Genomic DNA, 20,307 nt, shown 5'->3' with positions numbered 1-20,307 from the left:
AAAGTACGCCTAACCCGCACAAAAAAACCCAGCTCAAGCGAGCCGGGCTTTTCTCCTGTGGATTTGATTATCTATTCTAACAAGCCTACCATCAAACACCTGTGGTTTCTTATTTAGGCATCAGCACGGTATCGATCGTGTGAATCACGCCGTTTGACTGATACACATCGGCGATGTCGACCATAGCTGAACCACCTTTCTCGTCAACAATTTCAATACCCTTGCCTTTCATTTTGGCCGTCAGGGTGCCACCAGCTACGGTCTTCAGCGTAGCCGAGCCGTTGCCGTCTTTAATTTGTTTGGCCAACGCCTTGCTGTCAACCTTGCCAGCTACCACGTGGTACGTCAGAATACCGGTCAGGGTGCCTTTGTTCTCAGGCTTCACCAACGTCTCAACGGTGCCAGCGGGCAGTTTACCAAATGCCTTGTCGGTCGGTGCGAATACGGTGAACGGACCAGCCCCTTGCAATGTCTCAACCAGACCAGCAGCTTTTACAGCGGCTACCAGTGTGGTGTGATCTTTTGAATTAACGGCGTTCTCAATGATGTTCTTCGTCGGGTACATCGGGGCGCCACCTACTGTTTTGGGAGCCTGTGCCTGAACAGAAGTTGATACGGCCAGAAGAGTCAATGCGGCAAAAACTGATTTTATGATCGCTTTCATGTGTGTTGCGAAATGAGGTTTTTTGTGAAACGTATCGTGGTTGCAACCGATTACTGTCATACCTACGCGCCTATTGGACACACGGATTGACTAAACCCTAAAATTTTGTCAAAAACCTTAAACAGCGCCTTGAATGTCAGCCCATTATTTAGCGCAACGCGCCCCTATCGAGACCCGCTAAAGCCCTATCTGTAAGCCCGTAAGCGGCAAACAGGCACCTTTTTCTTTCGCAAAGCGCCCTTACCTTTGCGGGTATGATCTACCTCGTTGCCAGCATTGTTCTTTCGGTGCTGCTGCTGCTAAACTTCCGGCTCTTTCCGCGGTTTGGGGTCAATACCACCCAGGCCATTGTATTCAACTACCCCGTTTGTTTCCTGACCGGGCTGCTGCTGATGCCCGCGGGGCAATCTTTCTCGGTCGACTTTTCGGCCACCTGGACTTGGCTGGCACTGGGCCTGGGCGTGGGGTTTATTGTCACGTTCCTGTTGTCGGGGGCCAGTACCCAGCGCAGCGGCATTACGGCTACTTCGCTGGCCAACAATTTGTCGCTGGTGATTCCGGTCACGTTTAGTCTGCTGGTACTCGGGGGCGGCAAAGTGTTCGATGCGCTTAATTACCTGGGGCTGGGGCTCGCCCTGGTAGCTGTTGGTTTGAGTACGTACAAAAAACCGGACTCAGGTACGAGCACCGGCAGTAACCTCTGGCTACCGGTGGCCGTGTTTCTGATGTACGGGTTTACCAACACCACCATCAATTACATGAATGTGCGGTACATCACAGCGGCCGACCAAACCGTAGCCGTAACCCTCACGATGGTGCTGGGCGCTATTGCTGCCGGGGCCGTTTTGCTCGTTGTTCGGTTGGTGCGCGGGCAGGAACGCATCGAAGCCCGTAGCTTCGTGGCCGCCGTTACGCTGGGGGTACCCAATTACCTGAGCTTTTACACCTTGATTCTGGCTCTGTCGGCCTACAGTGGCAACGGGGCTTTTGTGTACCCGGTGTACAACATCGGCGTGATTCTGCTGGCAGCCGGCACAGCGGCCCTTTTCTTCCGCGAGCAATTATCGGGTCTCAATAAGGTTGGGCTGGCTTTGGCCGTGCTGGCTATTGCGCTCATTTCGTGGCAGGAGCTTAACACCCTGCTCGCCTGACAGGTTTCTCCGTTTTATTCACTCTCCAGTCTTTTTGCCCGGCCTAATCTGCCGACTGCCACCTCACAGTTCGATTCAGAACCGCTCATCACAAAGTGGGGTCTGGGGCGATTTATTTTCTGCCCGTCACGGTTTTCTTGTCAATCTTTCTTTCGCGGGCCCGCCAAACCCACGGCAGCTTGCTACATCCTGTCTACCGCTATGTTCGACCTGTTGAAATCCCAACTGGGGCGTCTCCGTATTCTGGCCTTCCTCGAAGGTGTTTCGTTTCTGTTGCTGATCGGTGTAGGTATGCCCCTCAAATACGCCTACGCTATGCCCATGCCCAACCGCATTATCGGTATGGCACACGGGCTGCTTTTTGTTCTGTACGTATTACTCGTGATTCAGTGCGGCATTGAATATCGCTGGAGCTGGCGCAAAACCGGCCTGGCCCTATTGGCTTCGATTATTCCGCTGGGTACGTTCTGGGCAGACGCCCGGCTGTTTCGCCATCCAAACCAAACCCTCTAACGTGTATGGACGTGTTAGTTTTTAAAACCGATTTGACGCAACAACATCTGCCTTTGCTTACGCATACACTGAACCCGCTCGGCGGACTTCTGCGCTGGTCGGTGGATTGGGAAGACTGCGACCGAGTCCTGCGGGTTGAGAGCAATGACCTCCCCTCGCAGGTCGTAATTCGGGAGCTTGAACAGCTAAAAATCAGCTGTGAGGAGCTTACTTAACTATTTTGAAAAATAATACCACTATTTTTCAACTATGAAACATTCCGATACCTCCCGCCGTTTACTATACAACTGCGTCGCAAAGCTCGCCTGATACTCTCGGGTGAGCTTTTTTATTGCTGGGCAAACTCCTTTGGTGAGGTGCCCGTAAACTTCCGAAACGCCCGGTTGAACGTGGCCTTCGAATTGAATCCGCAGTCGAGCGCCAACCCCAGAAAACTCAAATGCGTGTTGGCCGGATTGAGCAGCTGCCGCTTGAACTCCTCAACGCGGTACTCATTCACAAAATCATTAAAGTTCTTGCCCACCCCCGTGTTGATCACCTGCGACAGCACGACCGGATTGGTGTGCATACGCCGGGCCAGGTCGGTTAGGGAAAGGTCAGGTTCGAGATAAGGTTTTTCAGCGTTCATGAAATCGAGTAACCTATTGCGCAGCGGAAGCAGGTCATCGGGAAGCAAGGGTACTACGCTCGGCTCGGGCTGACGCTCCGTACCAGATTCGGCAGTGAGCGTGGGAGCGTAGTCTGATGAAAGCGTCACTAGTGTAGGGGCAATGTCAGGCGTTTGGAACGTGAGCCGCCGACCCGGTTGTATTTGCGCATAGCCGTTAATGCTAACGTAGTAAATTAGCACCACTTTGGCGAGTTCATCCCACCAGTTCTGCCAGAAATTCAGATTCAAAGCCACACTTAAGCCATCCATCAAATAACCCAAAAACGTAGCCAGTGTGAGCGCAATCAGAAAGTTGCGGAACCAACGAAAACTGATGGAGTCGGTTTCGGAAAACTGGTTCTTAATCCACTCCCGATATTGGCGGTAAAGTTGTATCGCCAGGTATAAGTAGTATAGATCAATGATTATACCCAGCCAGAACTCCACTTCGCCGATATGGTACGGGTCATGAACCTGGGCTTCCCAGTATCGTACGAACGCTGCTCCCTGAGCAAACACAACGAGGTGATACGTCAGTTGAATCAGAAAGGGTACGGCATGCCAAATGTCGCGCCGGGAAAACCGAAAATCGGCGTTAAACTGCGTTTTGAGATAAAAACAGCACAGCACCGGAAACAGGTAGCCCAGCGTTCGGGGGAAAAACTCCAGCTCACGCCAGAGAATTTCGATACCCCCAAAACCCAGCATGTACTCCCAAATGTTAAACGCCATGCCTACCAGTACCCAGCCCAGCAGCACGTCGGACAAGCGCTCCTCTCGCCGACCCCGAATCCAAAGTAAAACGGCATAGATCCAGGCTTGCAAAAAACCAAACAGCAATGGGCTGGAGTAGGCAGAAAAGTAAAACGACATCCGTGATCAAAGTGAACGGTTACAATATACGACGGCACGTTATTTTACTGGAAATGACTTTCCAGAATCGGTAGCCTTGATGACTAGAAATGGCTTATCGGCATCGATCCGTTTACCACTCATAACGGTGTTCACCTGCGCATCATCGGCAAGGTAAATTTTTGTACCAACAGGAAACGTGAACGACTTACAGCCCACCAGAGGAGGCAGTATGGCAATACTCGTACTGTTGCCGGCAGCACCGGGTTCGTAGCTAATAACGGCCACTTTGCGGGGTAGTACACCTGGGTTTCGAATGCTGAATGTAATGCCGGTACTACTGGACGATGCCCCTACGTTCTTCATCCGCCTATCTTCGACGGCCCCCGTGTCCGTTACGAGGGTTTTGCCCTCATCGTTGGCGGTTACGGTCAGAATGAGGCCGGTAGACGTTTCTCCATCCTGCGTGAAGTACAGTTTGGAGCCAACCGGCCAATTGCAGGGAATGGTTTCGCGCCGGCTCATGGTAAAACCGTATTTGATCCCCGGCCCCTCGACCAGAAACATGCGATGGTAGCCCAGCGTATTCCTGAGCATGAAGGTGATACGGGCGGGGGTATTGATAGTACCCGACTGCGGTTTTGCCTCGGTACATATCAGCAGAAAAACAAGGAGGTAAATTTTCATAGCCGATGTTTATTACAAATTTCCTTTGACTTTAATCCGGCCCGCATCCTGACCCATTTCGCGCTCGCGGGCGGCTTTGATCTCGCGGCTACCGAATCGGTAACTGAAGCGGATATTGACCCGGCGGCTTTCCCACTTGCGGTCGATACTAAACTGCGGAGCGTACGTTGCCCCAGCCTGCCCCTCACCCGACTGTTGGGTGCCAGACCACCGCCAGCGCATAGTGTTCAGCACATCGTCGAGGCTGAAGGTTAGCTTACCCCGGTTACCCAGCACGTTCTTTTGCAGACTCAGGTTGAGCGCCCCCAGGCCCCCAATGCGGTAAATAGCCTGCCGGGTGGGGGCATTCCAGAACCCCGAAACCTGCGCCGACCACATTTTTGAGAGTGTGAACGACTGCTGCATGTAGCCCTCGAAGGCAAATGCCCGTTCGCGAAACGAAACATCAGGCGACAGTTGACCAACAAACCGGTTCCAGGTGGCCCCGGCATATCCGTACATACTCCACCACTTCGTGAATTGGTAAGGGCTGCTCACCGACACGTTCAGCGCGTCGACTTGGCCTACATTGGCTACCGTCTGATACGCAACAACGCCCTGTTGCTGAATAACATCCGTCGAGAAATCAGTGGTGCGGCTGTACGCAAACTTGACCGTTGTTGCCCATTTGTAGGTGTAACTTAGCTCCATATTGTGCGTGTAATTGGGTCGCAGGTAGGGGTTGCCGCGCCCACTCGTGTACGGGTCGACTGGGTAGACAAACGGGTTCAGATCCTGATAGGTAGGCCGCCCGATACGTCGGCCGTACTTCATCGAAATCTGGCTATTCTGCGTTGCCCCATACTGCACAAAAGCGGTTGGGAAGAGATTCAGATACGTGGTGTCAGGACGATCAATACGACGGTTCAGCAGATCGGTTGAGCGGCCTGTTGCGGTGGTGTGTTCGGCCCGGAGCCCCCCCTGCACCGACCATTTCCCCGCCGACCGACTAAGCGATACGTACCCCGCGCGCACAACCTCCCGGTATGTAAAACGGTTGGTGCGGGTGAGGTCGGGTTGTTCAATAGCAGCGGCTCCGGTAAATGCCAGCAGCTCGTTGTCGGTGGCTACATCGGTGTGTTTTAGGCCGGTTTCCAGTTTTACCGAAGCACCAGCCGGCCGATTTGGCTTCCATTCCTTCACCAGATCGGCCTTCAACGCTACAATCGTAATATCGGTGTTGGCATCGAAGCGATTGCGTCGGGCAAACAAAACCGGGCCATCAACGGGACCAGCTATAAAGTTGCTCATGAGTGAATTAGGCGAGGTATTGGCGAAACGGGTCAGGTCAGCATCCAGATTCAGTTCCAGGCCGGTTGTGTCGGTGTACCGGTAATTCAGGGCGGCCTGCATTCGGTTGTTTTGTGCCGGGTTATCCACTCTGTTCACCACGCTCGTATCTACCCGGTTGGTTAACCGGTTGGCTATCTCTGTGGTGGTGTACGTTCCGAACCGATTACCTATCGTGTTACCCGATACGAGCAGGCCCAGTGTCTGGCGGGAACTTAGGGAATAATCTATGCCTGTTTTGTACACCAGCCCGCGCGTACCATCCGAGTCGTATCCGCGCTGCCGAAACAGGAAGCCCCCCGCCATTCGGTCAATGCGGACATGCGTGATCTGGTAATTATCACTACCCGAAGCGTTACCGAACAGATTGATACGTTTGGCGCGGTAATTCAGGTCGAGGGCCGCGTTGGCACGGTGATGATTGCTCTGCCCATACCCGCCCGACGCGCTCCCGTTGATTCCCAGGCTTTTGTTGCGCCGGAAGCGGATATTGATAATACCGGCACCACCCTGCGCATCGTAACGGGCCGAAGGGTTCGTCATCAGCTCGACTTTGTCGATGGTAGCGGCCGACGTAGCCCGGAGCAAATTAGCCAAGTCGGCAGCCGAAAGGTTGGTTGGTCGGCCATCGAGCAACACCACGGCCCCTTGTTTACCGGCCATTCGGATATTATCATTTGGGTCAATGACCACGCCGGGAGCCTGTTGCAGCAATTCGTACGCTGTTTTACCCTGCGCTGCCGCATCAGCCGCGACATTCAGCACCGTTTTGTCAACCTGCTGGTCAACGGGTAGCTGCCGGGCGCGCACCTCTACCCCGGCCAGGGTCTGTACGGCTTCGCCCAGTTGAATCGGGCTCACCCGCACCGGTTGGTCACCAGCAACCTGCACCACCGCACTTACAGCACTTTTCAGGCCCACGAGCGAAGCCTGCACGCGATAATTTCCGGGCGGTACGTTGGTAAATGTGTAGCGCCCGTCCTGATTGGCAACGCTTCCCCGGACAAGTGTCGAATCGGCTAAGCGAAGCAGTTTGACCACCGCGTACGGAGCTGGCCGGTTGGCCACATCGCGCACGGCCCCACTCAACGTTTGGGCGTCGGCAAATTCAGTAGAGACAAGAAAAGCGAGGGTAAACAGAAAGCGAGCCATACATCAAGTGCCACTGCTGGCGTTTTTGATTGATGGCTCAAAGGTGGCCGATTAGCCCCCTTCTGTTCGACTCAATACTAATTTGAGACGGCTCAGGTTATGATTTGAGACTAAACCCGGCCGCTTTGATCTCATTCCACAGGCGTTTTAACTCAGGGCTACTATTTCCGCGGGTGCGCGCCTTTTTGGCCAATGCCCGCGTAGCCGCTACCCGCTCGGCATTGTGCGGGTGCGAGCGGAGCAATGTCGGAATCACCTCGCCCTCGGTAGGCAGGGCTTCCATGAGCCATACGGCGCCCATCGGGTCGATGCCCTGCCGCGCCAGTTGCTCTACCGCAAAAGCGTCGGCCTCTGCTTCGTGCTGACGCGAGTACGACAGCGAAACCAGATTGTCGGCATTATCGACGAGCACTGCCGTTATACCACTCACATCCCCAAACATGACCGATATAATGCTGTAAGCCGCTATACTGCGGATCAGCTGTTGCAGCGAGTGCCGCTTTTCGACGTGGGCGGCCTCGTGGGCGAGCAAGGCCGCCAGTTGCTCAGGCCGGTTAAACTTTTTCAATATTCCCGTAAACACCACTACATGACCACCGGGCACGGCAAAGGCGTTTACATCTTTACTCTCGACAACGGCGATCCGGATCGGCAAACGGGTTTTCACGCCCATTTCGCGCCAGAACCGTTCAACATGGGCCGTTTTCGCTTTATCGACTGGCAATTGACCTGAGTTTTCGAGCTGCCGGTAGAGCATATCGCCGAGGGCAACCTCCTGTTCGGCAGGTACCTGACGGGCCACCTGCAACGACAGGGCCGGAATCCCGTAGGCGTACAGAACCCACAGGAGAGCTACCGTTACTACGCCAACCAGCACCACACCCCGGAATCCCTTACTGAGCACAAACTCGTACAGACCCGGCCGTGCCGGCTTGAGCAGTTGACGGGCGGGAATAAACCGGGCCTCGTAATCGGCCGTTTCCACATCCAGATACTGATGCGGAAACGGCCCAAACTGCAGCCGCGTCTTTCCCGACGGGTTCCAGGTCGCCAGCCGGGCCTCCTGCAAGGGCCACACTACCTCCTGCTCCTGCCCATCGGTATCGGTGTAGCGGATCTCAACGGTGTAAGCCGAGAGGGTGTACTGAGCCGGATGCGGCCGGGAGACTTTTCCGTCGAAAAAAGTAGCGTTCACTATCGTTTTAAATTAAGCCAATGTCCATCATGTCGGCCAGGTCTTCGCCGGTTGCATCGCGGTATTCGAGTTCAGTCTGCACCAGCGAACTGGTATCCAGCCGCTCGTCGAGGAGGGTATTGTCGAGCAAGGTTTGCAACGTACGTGCCGTAGCCCAGGCCGCCCCGAGCCCCAATGTCAACACAATCAAGAGAATATTCCCAATGACCAACCCGGCATACGAGCCTACCGTAAGCGACGACTGAAACTGGTACATTTCGCCCTCGTTTTCAATGGCGAGGTTGTCGACGAAATAAGCAAACAAGTCGCGGCCCCACCAGAACCCGTAAATGCCGAGCGTCAGAATCGTCAGAACATATCCTTTCAGGCAGAGCCAGAAATAATCGCTCCCGTCGCCGGTGTAGTGCATCCGGGCCGAGCCAAACCGGATATGCCCAATGGTGTAGCGGTTGATGTTTTGCGTCATCCAGAAGCTATAAATACCAAACGTAACCACCGTCAGCAGCCCTTGCAGAACGTACATTTTGATCAGTTCGTTGCGGTCGCCCCGGTAGCCAAAGTGAATGCCCCGCCACAAACTGCGCGACATCCGGTAACGCAGCGCCCCATGAACCGCAATAGGCACCAGCGCCAGCGCAAAAGCGTAGATAGCCACAAAACCTATAATCTTCAGGCCCAGCGAAGAAGCAAACGTAAGGGCAATGGCGGCCGCGTAAACCCCCACAATAACAGCTACTGCTTTCAGAAAGCCCACAAAAATCTCTTTACCCGTGCCGTGAAACTGAAACGGACTGTTGTCTAAGTGCGTGTTGGCGTAGGTGTATCGGAGCACGGCTGCTTTGGCCCAGGGGTAATACAGTCCCAGCGTGACAATACTCAGCAGCATGTTGAGGAGATAAATACCGAACAAATCGGCACCGGTGCCTACAAAACGCAGGCGGTTGCGCAAGGCGTACGATTCCATGAATGATTAAAGGATTTAGGTTAAGAATACGTTAGAGCAGTAATCTAAGAAATAGATGCATATAAAATCAAGTGTACTACCCGTGACATGCAAATAAGGCCTATCAATTGATTAAACGTATCGGTTACAACCCATTTGTTGGGCCAACAGGCTTGCTGGGGCCCCCAACAAAAAACCCGGACCGTAGCAAAGTACAGTCCGGGTTTGAGCAGGTTGCCGGGCCGGGAATTATACGGCGTCGGACAAACTTGAAAACGTGAACTCCCGAATTTTCATGGGCGGAATAAGATAGTTTCCGTCCGACTCAGTACTTACGACCCGCTCGGGCCGACCGAGGGTTTCGAGGTTATTGAGCATGATAACGGGGCTCTCGTTGAACCGGAAGTTTTTCACGGCATGTTTGATTTTGCCGTTTTCGATGTAGAACGTTCCGTCGCGGGTGAGGCCCGTATACAGCAGCGTCTGCGGGTCAACTTCCCGGATGTACCACAGTTTGGTAACCAGAATACCGCGCTGTGTGCTTTTGATCATGTCTTCGAGCGAGGCCGTTCCGCCCGCCATCATCACATTGTTCGGAAAGGGCACCGGCTTTTTGCCCTGCTTCTGAGCCCAGTAGCGCGAGTAGGCCATGTTTTTCACAATACCTTTCTCAATCCAGTTGATGCGGGTCTGCGGCTGTCCGTCGCCCGCCCACGGTGAGGCTGGCAGTTCGGGGTGGGTGGGGTCAGAGTAAATCGTGACGCGGGGGTCTACAATTTTCTCGCCCAACTTGGTTTTACCACCGGGCTTGCTCAGAAAACTCCGTCCTTCGTCGGCCGAGCGGGCGTCCATTGAGAAAAACAGTTGTTCCATGAGCACAGCGCCAGCCGTTGGCTCCAGAATCACGGTGTACTTGCCCGGTTCAAGAGCCTGTGCGTTGGCCGAAGCAGCCGCTTTCTGAGCCGCAATGCGGGTAGCCGCGGCTGTATCGAGCTTGCTAACGTCGGAGTACCCCTTGGCTACATAGCCCGATCCTTTGCCATCGTCCGTCCGTACGGTGAGCGAAAAGTTGATGTTGGTGCTGGGGTAATACGCAAACAGGCCCTTCGAATTCATCATGGCCTGGTAGCCTTTGAAATCTTCCAGAAAACCAGCCGCAGTCAGGTTCTGCGTACGGGTTAGCTCCAGGCTTTTGGCTACGGCTTCGGCCCGGTCTTCGGCGGTGAGCTTAGCCGTCGATTCAAAGTAGCCGTTACTTTTGAGGTAGGTCTGCGGCCCTAAAATTCCGACCCACTCGGGGTTTTCGGGGGCCAGCCGAGCCAGTTCCTCCGCCCGACGAACTACTTTTTCGAGCGAGGCATCATCAAACTCGTCGATGGTTGCGGTACCCACTTTTTTGCCAAACGCCGACTGCACCACCAGATTCTGATTGGCCCGGGAGCCGCTGGTCGATACGGCATTGCGGGCATACCGAATGTTGCCCCGAATATCACCCGACAGGTTTGCCTCACACTCGTCAGCTTTCGAGTAGCTGAGGACTTTTTGGAGAAGCGTTTTGGCTTCTGCTTCGGTTAGAATGATTGCCATAATTGCGTCAGGCTGAAGCCTTTCTTCACAGTTGTTACGCAGAGATTCGCAGAGGAGGAAAGAGAGATTCGCAGAGATCTTTTCTCTGAAGTTCTATACGCTTTTCTCTGTGAATCTTCATTTTTCTCTGCGTAATAACTCCTTAGGGACTTCAGCTTCGTTAAATCTTCCGTGCCGTATTGATCACATTAACCCCGTTGAACCGCGTAGTGGCCGACCCATGCGACACCGCGCTGCTCTGACTCGGTTGCCCCTTACCGTCGAAGAAGCTACCGCCGAGCCGGTAATCGCGCTCGTCGCAAATGGCGGCACACGAGTTCCAGAACTCCTGCGTGTTCGACTGGTAGGCCACGTCTTTGAGCATACCGGCAATCTGTCCGTCTTTGATTTCGTAGTACAGTTGCCCGCCAAACTGGAAGTTGTAGCGTTGCTGATCGATAGAGAACGAGCCGTCGCCAATGATGTAAATACCTTTTTTCACATCCTTGATCATATCCTGCACCGAGAGCGGTGTTTTGCCCGCTTCGAGCGATACGTTGGGCATCCGCTGAAACTGCACCGTACCCCACGAATCGGCATAGCAGCAACCGTGCGATTCTTTCTCGCCGATGATGGCCGCCTGATCCCGAATGGCCTGGTAGTTGACCAGTACGCCATCGCGCACGAGGTCCCACTTTTTGGTTTTCACGCCTTCATCGTCGTACCCAACAGCCCCAAGCGAGCCAACCTGCTGCTTATCGGCCACGAAGTTGACAATCTTGCTGCCGTACTGGAAGTTTTTCGACTGCCACTTGTCGAGCGTGGCAAAACTGGTACCCGCAAAGTTGGCTTCGTAGCCGAGCACGCGGTCGAGTTCGAGAGGGTGCCCCACCGACTCGTGAATGGTGAGCCACAGGTGACTGGGGTCGAGTATGAGGTCGTACTTACCCGCTTCTACCGACTTGGCGGTCAGTTTTTGCCGGGCCTGCTGAGCGGCCGCTGTCACGTCTTCGAGCATATCGTACCCCTTGTTGTAGCGGGTCGTGATACCGGTTACTTTGTCAGACGGGTTGGTTTGCAGGTACTCATAGCCCATACCCACCGGAGCACTCAGGGCGTTACGGGTTTCAAACTTCCCCGATTTCGCGTCGATGCAGGTAACGTTGAAAATCGGCCAGATTCGGTGAATATCCTGATCGGCGTAGGTCCCGTCGGTGGTGGCAATGTACTTCTGCTCGTTCACCATAAACAGCACCGAATTCACGTAATTGGCCCCGTTTTTCATGGCTGCGGCATTGACACCCAGCAGCAGGTCTACTTTTTCTTTGACCGGAACTTCAAACGCGTTTTTCTGGATGGGAGCCTTCCACGAAACCTCGCCGTAGCCGGGCTGCGGAGCCAGTTGTACGGGTTCTTTCAGCAGCCGGGCGTTCGCTTTGGCAATGGCCACGGCCTGTTCGGCCGCGCGGGCCATATCGGCTTCGCTTTTGGCATCGGCCGCAGCCGCAAACCCCCAGCAACCGTTGGCAATTACCCGAACCCCAACCCCGTAACTCTCGGTATTGGCGATGTTCTGCACTTTGTCTTCGCGGGTAACTACAAACTGATTCAGGTAGCGCCCAATACGCACGTCGGCATAGGTAGCCCCTTTCGACTTAGCCGCGTTGAGAGCCGCATCGGCCAGCCGCTTTTTGAGGGCTACATCGAGCCCCGGCTCCAGCAAGGCTTCCGGGGCTACGGATCGCCCCAGCGAGGGTAGGCTGGGCAGTACCAGACCGGCAGTGCCCATGCCCAGGAGTTGATTAAAGTGTCGGCGGTTCATAAAATAAGCGGGCCGGAGCCCTTATTATGTTGTTATGCAGAGATTCACGTTTAGGTTGTTACGCAGAGATTCATGGAGTAATTAAGAGATTCGCAGAGGGGTGTGGGCGAAACGGCTCTGTGCATCTCTGCGTAACAGCTTTGCTTAGCACCTGATTAATTAAACAGCGTCAGACAAGCTGGAGAACGTGAAGTCGCGGATTTTGAGCGGTGGAACCAGGTTACCCCCAATCCGTACCGGCCGGCCAATGGCTTCGAGATTGTTGAGCATGATAACGGGGCTCTCGTTGAACCGGAAGTTTTTCACCGGGAACTTGATCTGCCCATTTTCGATGTAGAACGTTCCATCGCGGGTGAGGCCTGTGTACAGCAGTGTTTGCGGGTCAACCGGCCGGATGTACCACAGGCGCGTTACCAGAATACCCTTCTCGGTGCTCTTGATCATGTCGGCCAGCGATTGGGTGCCGCCTTCCATGATAAAATTACCCCCCGGCGGAATAGCCGCTACCCCTTTTTTCTCGGCCCAATACCGCGAATACGACATGTTTTTGACGACCCCTTTCTCAATCCAGGTGACCCGCTCCAGCGGACGGCCATCGCCCGCAAAGGCCGATGTAGGCACTTCGGGGTTCATGGGGTCCGAATAAATCGTGACGCGCTCATCGAAGAGTTTTTCGCCCAGGCGGGTACCACCCCCTTTTTTACTCAAAAACGAACGCCCCTCGTCGGCCGAGCGGGCATCCATCGACCGAACCAATGCGGCCATCAGCGAGGCATCGGTATTCGACACGAGGGCGGCCGGTTCCATAATCACGGTGTACTTGCCCGGCTCCAGCGCGCGCGCACTCACCGAGGCCATGGCTTTCTGCATGGCAATTTCGGTGGCCTCGCGGGTGCTCAGCTTCGATACATCGGTAACGTCGCGGGTGGCATAACCCGAGCCCAGACCATCGGCCGTGCGGACGGTGATCGAAAACTCGGCGGATGTCTGCTGATTGTAAGCCCACAGGCCTTTGCTGTTGGCGAGCGCAAAAAACCCGGTCGAATCTTCGAGGTAACCGGCCGCAGTAAGGTTTTTCTTACGGCAGGGGTCCAGGCTATCAAAAGCCGCCTGGGCCCGGTAAGCCGGGTCTATCTTGGCAGTAGTTTCGGCGTAGGGCTTCGTGTTCAGATACTTTTGTGGCCCCAGCATCGGCACGTACTCCGGGTTTTCGGGGGCCAGCCGGGCAATTTCTTCGGCCCGCCGAACGGTCCGGGCAAGCGAGTCATCGTCCAGTTCGTTGATGGTTGCCGTACCGCTGCGCTTTCCGAAAACAGAGGTGACCGCCAGCGACAGGTTATTGCTTTCGCCACTCGTCGATACCGAGTTGCGGGCGTAGCGGATGTTGCCCGTGCGCCCACCCGAGATGGTGACGCTTGTTTCGTCGGCTTTGGCAAAGCTCAACACTTTATCAACAATCCGCTTGGCTTCTTCTTTACTTAAAATAGCCATGTTTTATTACAGGTTTTTCGGTGTCAGGTTTACAGGGCTGCTGCCTTGCTTCGACAGGAAGCGCGGGTCTGTCTGCGTTCTGCAAACCCAAAACACGTTAGATTTTCCGTCTGGTATTAATCACATTGACCCCATTGAAGCGCGTAGTCGGGCTACCGTGTGATACGGCGCTGACCTGCGAGGGCTGACCTTTGCCATCGAAAAACGACCCAAACGTACGGTAGTCGTCTTTGTCGCAAAGCTGGGCGCACGAGTTCCAAAACTCCAGGGTGTTGGCCTGATACGCCACGTCGTCGAGCATACCCGCGATCTGACCATTTTTGATCTCGTAAAACAGCTGCCCGCCAAACTGGAAGTTGTAGCGCTGCTGATCAATTGAGAACGAACCCCGGCCAATGATGTATATGCCCTTGTCGACACCCTTGATCATGTCCTGTACCGAACGCTTCTCGGTGCTGGGCTTGAGCGATACGTTGGGCATCCGCTGAAACTGCACCGAATCCCAGTTGTCGGCGTAGCAGCAACCGTGCGACTCTTTCTCACCAATGATGGCCACCTGATCCCGAATGGCCTGGTAATTGACCAGAATGCCGTCTTTGATCAGATTCCACTCTTTGGCCGGTACGCCTTCGTCGTCGTACCCAACAGCCCCGAGCGAACCGACCTGGGTTTTGTCGGCCACGATATTGACAATCGGGCTACCGTATTTGAAGTTTTTCGACTGCCACTTGTCGAGGGTAGCAAAGCTGGTACCGGCGTAGTTGGCCTCGTAGCCGAGTACGCGGTCGAGTTCGAGGGGGTGCCCCACCGACTCGTGAATGGTCAGGCCGAGGTGGTTGGGGTCGAGTACAAGGTCGTACTTACCAGCCTCTACCGACTTGGCGGTCATCTTCTCCTTCGCCTGTTTGGCAGCGAGGGTAGCGTCTTCGACCATGTCGTACGAGTTCCGGTAGCCAACCAGCCCGTTGGGACCGGGGATTTTTTCGGAAGCCAACCCATCGAGGTATTCGTAGCCCATACCCATGGGTGAGCTGAGGGCATCGCGGGTTTTGAACTTACCGGCCGCCCGGTCAACCGCCGTTACGGTAAACGTAGGCCAGATCCGGTGCACATCCTGATCGATGTACGAGCCATCAGTCGAGGCAAAGTACTTCTGTTCGTTGATGAAGAACAGGTTGGAGGTCACAAAAGCCGCGCCGTTGTCGAGGGCCGCATTGTTGACCTTCATCAGCAGATCAACTTTTTGCTGCACCGGAATCTCAAACGCGTTTTTGGTCAGGGGCGTTTTCCAGGTCACCTCGCCTACGCCTTTTTGCGGGGCCAGCTGCACGGGCTCAGTCTGAATTTTTGAGTTGGCCTTGGCAATGGCTACGGCGGTTTCGGCGCACTTGGCAATACCGTCGGGGGTGACGTCGGAAGTAGCCGAGAAGCCCCAGGTGCCGTTGGCGATCACCCGGATACCCACGCCATAACTCTCTGCGTTGGTGATGGTCTGCACCTGCTTTTCGCGGGTAAACAGAAACTGCTGGAGGTAGCGCCCGATCCGCACATCGGTGTAGGTGGCGCCCCGGCTCCGGGCCGCGTTGAGGGCAATATCGGCCATACGTTTTTTGATGGCCACATCGACTCCGGGTTCGAGCAAGCGTTCGAGGGGTACGGCATTTCCGACAATCGGAACTGACGCGCCCATGAGTGCTCCTACGCCCAGCCCCGCCTGTTGAATGAAGTTTCTTCGATTCATGCAGTCAATAAAAATAGTTGCATTAATGGTTGAAGTACTGACTGGCAATATCGCGAAAAACAGAACGCAACGGGGCCAATAATGATGAACGGCAAATTTTATATGGCTGTATCGCACAAAAAAAGCCGAACCCTAAGGCTCGGCTTCTCTCGGAAACAGGCGCTTACTCAGGCCATCAGATTCCAGTTGAGGCTGTGATGCAGCAACAGAAACAAAAACAGAGCTACCCACAGGATATCCACAAAATGCCAGTACAATGAGATCAGCTTGAGCTTGAGCTGATTGGGTGGGTTTACGCTGTACACAAACGAGTCGACGTATTGTCGACGGCGCATGGCTTCGAGCAACGCAATCACCAGAAAAATAAGGCCGATCAGAATATGAAGCAGGTGCAGGCCCGACAAAATATAGACAAAGCCCCCGGCCGGATTTCCCTCCAGCCCAACGCCCGCTACCACCATTTGTCGCCAGCCCCAACCCTGCAACAGGATAAACAGCGTTCCCAACACGAGGGTCATACCCATGTTGGTTCGGTACAGAGCAAACCGCTCGGTCTGAAACGCCCGATTCGCATTGTGCAGGGTAAAACTGCTGAGCAGAATCACCACGGTACTAATCAGAAACACATTGGGTAACCGAACCTCGGCCCAGCCGGGCCCGGTGCTTCGGACAATGTAGGTGGTCAGCAAAATGGTGAAGAGCAACACGCTACCCCCAATGCCGAGCCAAACCATGAAACGGAACGGCTCCCGCCGTTTGGTAAAGACATTACTCATGCAAGCTTAGAGTTTCCCCTGCCAGGTTGTATAACGTTCAAAAACGGCCATACCGTTCGGCTCGGCCCCAAAAATCCCGTAAACCGTAGAGCCCGAGCCCGTCATGGCGGCATACACCGCCCCCAACTCGTACAACTGGGCTTTCAGCTCACCCAAAACAGGGTACCGGGGAAACAGACTATCTTCAAAATCGTTATGGACCGTGTGCCGCCACTCACTCAGCGGAGCTTCGAGCAGGGTGCGCAGGGGTACGTCGGGCTGATGGGGGCGCACACCCGCGTAAGCTTCGGCCGTCGAAATGGCCAGATTTGGGTACACCAGCACGATATGATACCCCGTCAGGTCAACGGCAAGCGACTCAAACACATCGCCTTTTTCCACGCAGTATAGAGGGCGATTCTGAATAAAAAATGCACAGTCGGCTCCGAGCGGGCGCGCGTACTCTTCCAGTTGCGCCAGGCTCAGACCCAGCTCAAACATACCATTGAGGTGCTTGAGGGTGAGGGCGGCATCGGCCGAGCCCCCGCCGAGCCCCGCCCCGATGGGGACAATTTTGTGCAGGTGCATTTTTACGGGCGGCAGGTCAAAATCGGCCCGGAGGGCTTCGTAGGCACGCACGCAAAGGTTGTTGGACGCCGAGGGATCGCCGGGAATCGGAATCCCGGTAGCGGTAAACTGCACCGGTACCGGGGCATCATTGGCCGATACGGAAATGATTTCCAGCACGTCGGACCAACCCACCGGGTAAAAACAGGATTGGAGATTATGGTAGCCGTCGGGTCGGCGTTGGGTAATCTGAAGACCGATATTGATTTTACAGTTGGGAAAACCGAGCATGATGCAAAAATAAAGCACCGGACGTTAGCAGCTGACCTGTAGGCACTACTCATTTCAGAGCGCCCGGCCCGAAACATCATCGAGTACTTTATGTAATACGGTTTAGCCCGTTTATGGTTTTTGGTTTTTAGTTATGTCAACCTTTCGCAACCCACTCATTGCGATGAAGGGCAGACACGTTCAAGTGAATGAGCAATGTAAAATGCATAATGAATAATTGGATTGCCTGCTGACGATCAGCAGTTTAATTATCCATTTTACATTGTTCATTATACATTCACTTCTACCCGATTGCTTAAACTTATTTGATTGCCAACACTTTAAACTCCGTCCGGCGGTTGCGCTGATGCTCGTCTTCGGTACAGATGACCCCATCGGTGCAGTTGTTCAACAGCATCGACTCACCGTAGCCGCGCGCCGTGATGCGTTTGCGACTGATGCCCTTGGACACCAAATAATCGGCCACCGACCGCGCCCTGCGTGTCGACAGCTCCCGGTTGTAGGCCGCGTCGCCCTTGCTGTCGGTATGCGACCGAACCTCGATCACGAGCGATGGATACCGGCGCATGGTCGACACCAGCTTGTCGAGCTCGCGGGCCGCATCGGTACGAATACTCGATTTGTCCAGATCGTAGTAAATATTGTCGAGCGTGACTACATCGCCCACGCTGAACATACGTACGTCGGCTTCAACCTGTTTTGGCTTCGATTTCTTGGGAAGCTTCTTGATTTTCTTCGTGCTGGTGCCGTAGGTTGGCTTACGGGTAACGAGGGTGTAATCGCAGCCTTCGGTCAGGTCAAAAACATATACCCCATCGGGGCCTGTCACCACCGACTGTACGCTTTTGTCACATTCATTCCGGAGAGTCACCGTCACGCCTTCGATAGGTCGCTGATCGCGCTCAGTAGCCACTATACCCCGGATACGCGAGCGGGTCAGGGTAGCTATGTCAGCGGCCGAGCCCGGTGCCGCCGTGTACACCGTGTCGATCATGAGAGTGGGTTTGCTCAGGCCGATTTCCAACCGGCTGGGCTGGTCATCGGTGAGGCCTTGTGTTGAAAAACCCACGGTACTGCTCACGTATCCATCGCGCGACGATACAAACCGAAACTCGCTATCGCCCTGCAAACAAAGCCGTACAAGCCCGTTTTTATCGGTCAGCAGTTGCTGGTCTTCGCCCCCTTCGGTACGGCCCACCACATCAACCTGCACACTATCGAGCGGCTGATCGGTGTCGGCGTCATAGAGTCGGATGGTAAGGTCGCGGCAGGCGTAGAGCGAGCTCTGCCGCACAAACCGCATAATATCGTCGCTACCATTGCGCCGGTTAGTGCTAAAGTAACCCGACTGCCGGTTGGCGTCGGTAATCAGACCAAAATCGTCCTGTGGCGAGTTGATGGGCGCATCGAGGTGTTCAACAGTTTGGGGAGCCGTGCCAGCCATCGTAGCCATGAAAATATCGAGTCCTCCCAGCCCGCGTTTGCCGTCAGATGCGAAGTAAAGATTACCGGCTTCATCCACAAACGGAAACAGCTCATTTCCTTTTGAGTTAACCGTAGCCCCCAGATTGACGGGTTTCGACCAGCGTCCGTTCCCGTACTGGGTGACGTAAATATCACTGCCTCCCTGTCCGCCGGGCATATCCGACGCAAAGTAGAGCGTGCGGCCGTCGCGGGTTAGCGTAGGGTGGCCCACCGAATACTCGTCGCTGTTAAAGGGCATCTCTTCGACGTTGACCCATGCCCCGTTTTGCTGCTCGGCCGTGTAGAGCTTCAGTTTATTTACGCCCTCGGCACTTTTGCGGGCTTTGCCGTCATTGTAGTTGTTGCGGGTAAAAATAATCCGCGAGCCATCGGCATAAAACGTAGCCGGGCCCTCGTGGTAGCGCGTATTGAGCGATTTGCTGAACTGCTGAGCCGCACTGACCGGGCGGGCATCGTAACCCAGCCCTTCCGACGCCCGAATACCGCCCGAAAAGCTCGGCACCGTTTTCGAATCATTGGAGGTTGGGCGGGTATAGGCATCTTCACCTACCCGATTCCGACGACGGTTACGCGGGTTATCGGCCTTAATTTCCGAGCCATCGGGGCCAATAATAGTCGACGCCAGAATATCGTTCCGGTTCGGAATATACAAGAGGTCGAGGTAGCCCGAACCGCCCCCACTCCCGGCCGTTTCGATAGCCGATCCGCCTTTGCTACCGGCCACGTACACCAGCCCGTTGCGGTAATACATCGGGCTGAACTCTTCGTTTTTGGTGTTCAGTTCGAGGCTTTCGAGCCGGTATTGCACCGGCTGACTACTCCGCGAGCGTTGCCCGGCCTCGGTGGTCACCTCGGCTGCCCGGCGCGCTTTCTGCGCATCGAGCAACTGGTTGTATTCCTCGTAAAACCCTTCTGCTTCTTTAAACTTGCCGTTGGCAGCCAGAGTTTGGGCCAACTGCAACACTGGCTGCGGTCGGCGTTCGGTGGCAGGTACCCTGGCGAGCCAGTCGCGGTAGTACTTTTCGGCCTTTGTATTATCGCCCACCAACCGGTAGGCATTAGCAAGGCCAACCGTAGCGGCCGTGCGCTGGGCTGCATTCAAAGGGCCCTCCGTATCGGCCAGCAACTGCGTGTAGATGTCGATCGCCCGGCCGTACGCCTTCCAGCTGACCATTCGGTCGGCCTGCCGCAACAGCGAGTCGGGCGTTACAAGAGGCACTTTGGGGGGCACTGCTTTGGGGGCAGTAGCCGTCACGGTCTGACGACGCCCGGCGTTCTTTTTTGTGCGCGGACCGTTGGCCGGGCTTTCGGCCCATACCACCGCCACCCACAAAAAGGTTGCCAGCACGCTCAGAAATGTCCTATAGCGAGTCATTGGTTCGCTTGGGTTAACGTTATTGAGCCAAAAGCTCGATTTCAATACGCAAAAGAACTACCTAAAGTATTCTATTTCG

Annotated in this window: 16 protein-coding genes; 3 read left to right on the top strand and 13 right to left on the bottom strand. The window is 54.9% G+C overall.

Annotated elements, in window-relative coordinates:
* Positions 1 to 109: 109 nt before the first annotated feature.
* Positions 110 to 664, bottom strand: coding sequence for a fasciclin domain-containing protein (locus tag RUDLU_RS0114545; protein WP_027303073.1), 555 nt, complete (start codon positions 662 to 664; stop codon positions 110 to 112).
* Positions 665 to 918: 254 nt separating this feature from the next.
* Here RUDLU_RS0114545 and RUDLU_RS0114540 point away from each other — a divergent pair, with 254 nt between their 5' ends.
* From RUDLU_RS0114540 to RUDLU_RS0114530, 3 genes are all read left to right on the top strand, one after another.
* A complete protein-coding gene (locus RUDLU_RS0114540) occupies positions 919 to 1,815 on the top strand; it encodes a hypothetical protein (protein WP_019989124.1) in 897 nt (298 codons plus the stop codon).
* A gap of 201 nt (positions 1,816 to 2,016) precedes the next feature.
* On the top strand, positions 2,017 to 2,328 hold the full coding sequence (locus tag RUDLU_RS0114535; protein ID WP_019989123.1) for a DUF3817 domain-containing protein: 312 nt from the start codon (positions 2,017 to 2,019) through the stop codon (positions 2,326 to 2,328).
* A gap of 5 nt (positions 2,329 to 2,333) precedes the next feature.
* On the top strand, positions 2,334 to 2,543 hold the full coding sequence (locus tag RUDLU_RS0114530) for a hypothetical protein (protein WP_019989122.1): 210 nt from the start codon (positions 2,334 to 2,336) through the stop codon (positions 2,541 to 2,543).
* Positions 2,544 to 2,656: 113 nt separating this feature from the next.
* Here the strand turns inward: RUDLU_RS0114530 and RUDLU_RS0114525 are convergent, their stop codons facing one another.
* The 12 genes from RUDLU_RS0114525 to RUDLU_RS0114470 all read right to left on the bottom strand — a co-directional run bounded on the left by RUDLU_RS0114525 (position 2,657) and on the right by RUDLU_RS0114470 (position 20,228).
* On the bottom strand, positions 2,657 to 3,850 hold the full coding sequence (locus RUDLU_RS0114525) for a helix-turn-helix domain-containing protein (RefSeq protein ID WP_019989121.1): 1,194 nt from the start codon (positions 3,848 to 3,850) through the stop codon (positions 2,657 to 2,659).
* 39 nt (positions 3,851 to 3,889) lie between these two features.
* Positions 3,890 to 4,516 (bottom strand): hypothetical protein, encoded by a 627-nt coding sequence (locus RUDLU_RS0114520; protein WP_019989120.1) that lies wholly within the window; start codon positions 4,514 to 4,516, stop codon positions 3,890 to 3,892.
* Between the two features lie 12 nt (positions 4,517 to 4,528).
* Entirely contained in the window at positions 4,529 to 6,997 is a 2,469-nt protein-coding gene (locus RUDLU_RS0114515; RefSeq protein ID WP_019989119.1) for an outer membrane beta-barrel family protein, read from the bottom strand.
* A 97-nt stretch (positions 6,998 to 7,094) separates the two neighbouring features.
* The gene (locus RUDLU_RS0114510) at positions 7,095 to 8,192 is read right to left on the bottom strand and encodes a M48 family metallopeptidase (RefSeq protein ID WP_019989118.1); all 1,098 of its coding nucleotides are present in this window, start codon (positions 8,190 to 8,192) and stop codon (positions 7,095 to 7,097) included.
* A 7-nt stretch (positions 8,193 to 8,199) separates the two neighbouring features.
* Positions 8,200 to 9,156: a YjgN family protein gene (locus RUDLU_RS0114505; RefSeq protein ID WP_019989117.1), complete on the bottom strand. Its 957-nt coding sequence runs from the start codon at positions 9,154 to 9,156 to the stop codon at positions 8,200 to 8,202.
* 228 nt (positions 9,157 to 9,384) lie between these two features.
* Positions 9,385 to 10,722: a TldD/PmbA family protein gene (locus tag RUDLU_RS0114500; RefSeq protein WP_019989116.1), complete on the bottom strand. Its 1,338-nt coding sequence runs from the start codon at positions 10,720 to 10,722 to the stop codon at positions 9,385 to 9,387.
* 160 nt (positions 10,723 to 10,882) lie between these two features.
* A complete protein-coding gene (locus RUDLU_RS0114495) occupies positions 10,883 to 12,523 on the bottom strand; it encodes a TldD/PmbA family protein (protein WP_019989115.1) in 1,641 nt (546 codons plus the stop codon).
* A gap of 159 nt (positions 12,524 to 12,682) precedes the next feature.
* Positions 12,683 to 14,014, bottom strand: a complete 1,332-nt coding sequence (locus tag RUDLU_RS0114490) for a TldD/PmbA family protein (protein WP_019989114.1) — start codon at positions 14,012 to 14,014, stop codon at positions 12,683 to 12,685.
* Between the two features lie 97 nt (positions 14,015 to 14,111).
* Positions 14,112 to 15,755: a TldD/PmbA family protein gene (locus RUDLU_RS0114485; protein ID WP_019989113.1), complete on the bottom strand. Its 1,644-nt coding sequence runs from the start codon at positions 15,753 to 15,755 to the stop codon at positions 14,112 to 14,114.
* 167 nt (positions 15,756 to 15,922) lie between these two features.
* Positions 15,923 to 16,531 (bottom strand): cytochrome c oxidase subunit 3, encoded by a 609-nt coding sequence (locus tag RUDLU_RS0114480; protein WP_019989112.1) that lies wholly within the window; start codon positions 16,529 to 16,531, stop codon positions 15,923 to 15,925.
* 6 nt (positions 16,532 to 16,537) lie between these two features.
* Positions 16,538 to 17,368: a 4-(cytidine 5'-diphospho)-2-C-methyl-D-erythritol kinase gene (gene ispE, locus RUDLU_RS0114475; protein ID WP_019989111.1), complete on the bottom strand. Its 831-nt coding sequence runs from the start codon at positions 17,366 to 17,368 to the stop codon at positions 16,538 to 16,540.
* A 301-nt stretch (positions 17,369 to 17,669) separates the two neighbouring features.
* Positions 17,670 to 20,228, bottom strand: a complete 2,559-nt coding sequence (locus tag RUDLU_RS0114470; RefSeq protein ID WP_019989110.1) for an OmpA family protein — start codon at positions 20,226 to 20,228, stop codon at positions 17,670 to 17,672.
* Positions 20,229 to 20,307 lie beyond the last annotated feature (79 nt).

Source organism: Rudanella lutea DSM 19387 (assembly GCF_000383955.1).
Taxonomy (GTDB): domain Bacteria; phylum Bacteroidota; class Bacteroidia; order Cytophagales; family Spirosomataceae; genus Rudanella; species Rudanella lutea.
This window is presented reverse-complemented; position numbering and strand designations above follow the sequence as displayed.

Excerpts from the sequence above, each read along its gene's own strand:
- RUDLU_RS0114485 (WP_019989113.1), bottom strand. The coding sequence starts at position 15,755 with ATGAATCGAAGAAACTTCATTCAACAGGCGGGGCTGGGCGTAGGAGCA.
- RUDLU_RS0114480 (WP_019989112.1), bottom strand. The coding sequence starts at position 16,531 with ATGAGTAATGTCTTTACCAAACGGCGGGAGCCGTTCCGTTTCATGGTT.
- RUDLU_RS0114500 (WP_019989116.1), bottom strand. The coding sequence starts at position 10,722 with ATGGCAATCATTCTAACCGAAGCAGAAGCCAAAACGCTTCTCCAAAAA.
- RUDLU_RS0114525 (WP_019989121.1), bottom strand. The coding sequence starts at position 3,850 with ATGTCGTTTTACTTTTCTGCCTACTCCAGCCCATTGCTGTTTGGTTTT.
- RUDLU_RS0114515 (WP_019989119.1), bottom strand. The coding sequence starts at position 6,997 with ATGGCTCGCTTTCTGTTTACCCTCGCTTTTCTTGTCTCTACTGAATTT.
- ispE (WP_019989111.1), bottom strand. The coding sequence starts at position 17,368 with ATGCTCGGTTTTCCCAACTGTAAAATCAATATCGGTCTTCAGATTACC.
- RUDLU_RS0114535 (WP_019989123.1), top strand. The coding sequence starts at position 2,017 with ATGTTCGACCTGTTGAAATCCCAACTGGGGCGTCTCCGTATTCTGGCC.
- RUDLU_RS0114495 (WP_019989115.1), bottom strand. The coding sequence starts at position 12,523 with ATGAACCGCCGACACTTTAATCAACTCCTGGGCATGGGCACTGCCGGT.
- RUDLU_RS0114490 (WP_019989114.1), bottom strand. The coding sequence starts at position 14,014 with ATGGCTATTTTAAGTAAAGAAGAAGCCAAGCGGATTGTTGATAAAGTG.
- RUDLU_RS0114545 (WP_027303073.1), bottom strand. The coding sequence starts at position 664 with ATGAAAGCGATCATAAAATCAGTTTTTGCCGCATTGACTCTTCTGGCC.
- RUDLU_RS0114530 (WP_019989122.1), top strand. The coding sequence starts at position 2,334 with ATGGACGTGTTAGTTTTTAAAACCGATTTGACGCAACAACATCTGCCT.
- RUDLU_RS0114470 (WP_019989110.1), bottom strand. The coding sequence starts at position 20,228 with ATGACTCGCTATAGGACATTTCTGAGCGTGCTGGCAACCTTTTTGTGG.
- RUDLU_RS0114520 (WP_019989120.1), bottom strand. The coding sequence starts at position 4,516 with ATGAAAATTTACCTCCTTGTTTTTCTGCTGATATGTACCGAGGCAAAA.
- RUDLU_RS0114505 (WP_019989117.1), bottom strand. The coding sequence starts at position 9,156 with ATGGAATCGTACGCCTTGCGCAACCGCCTGCGTTTTGTAGGCACCGGT.
- RUDLU_RS0114540 (WP_019989124.1), top strand. The coding sequence starts at position 919 with ATGATCTACCTCGTTGCCAGCATTGTTCTTTCGGTGCTGCTGCTGCTA.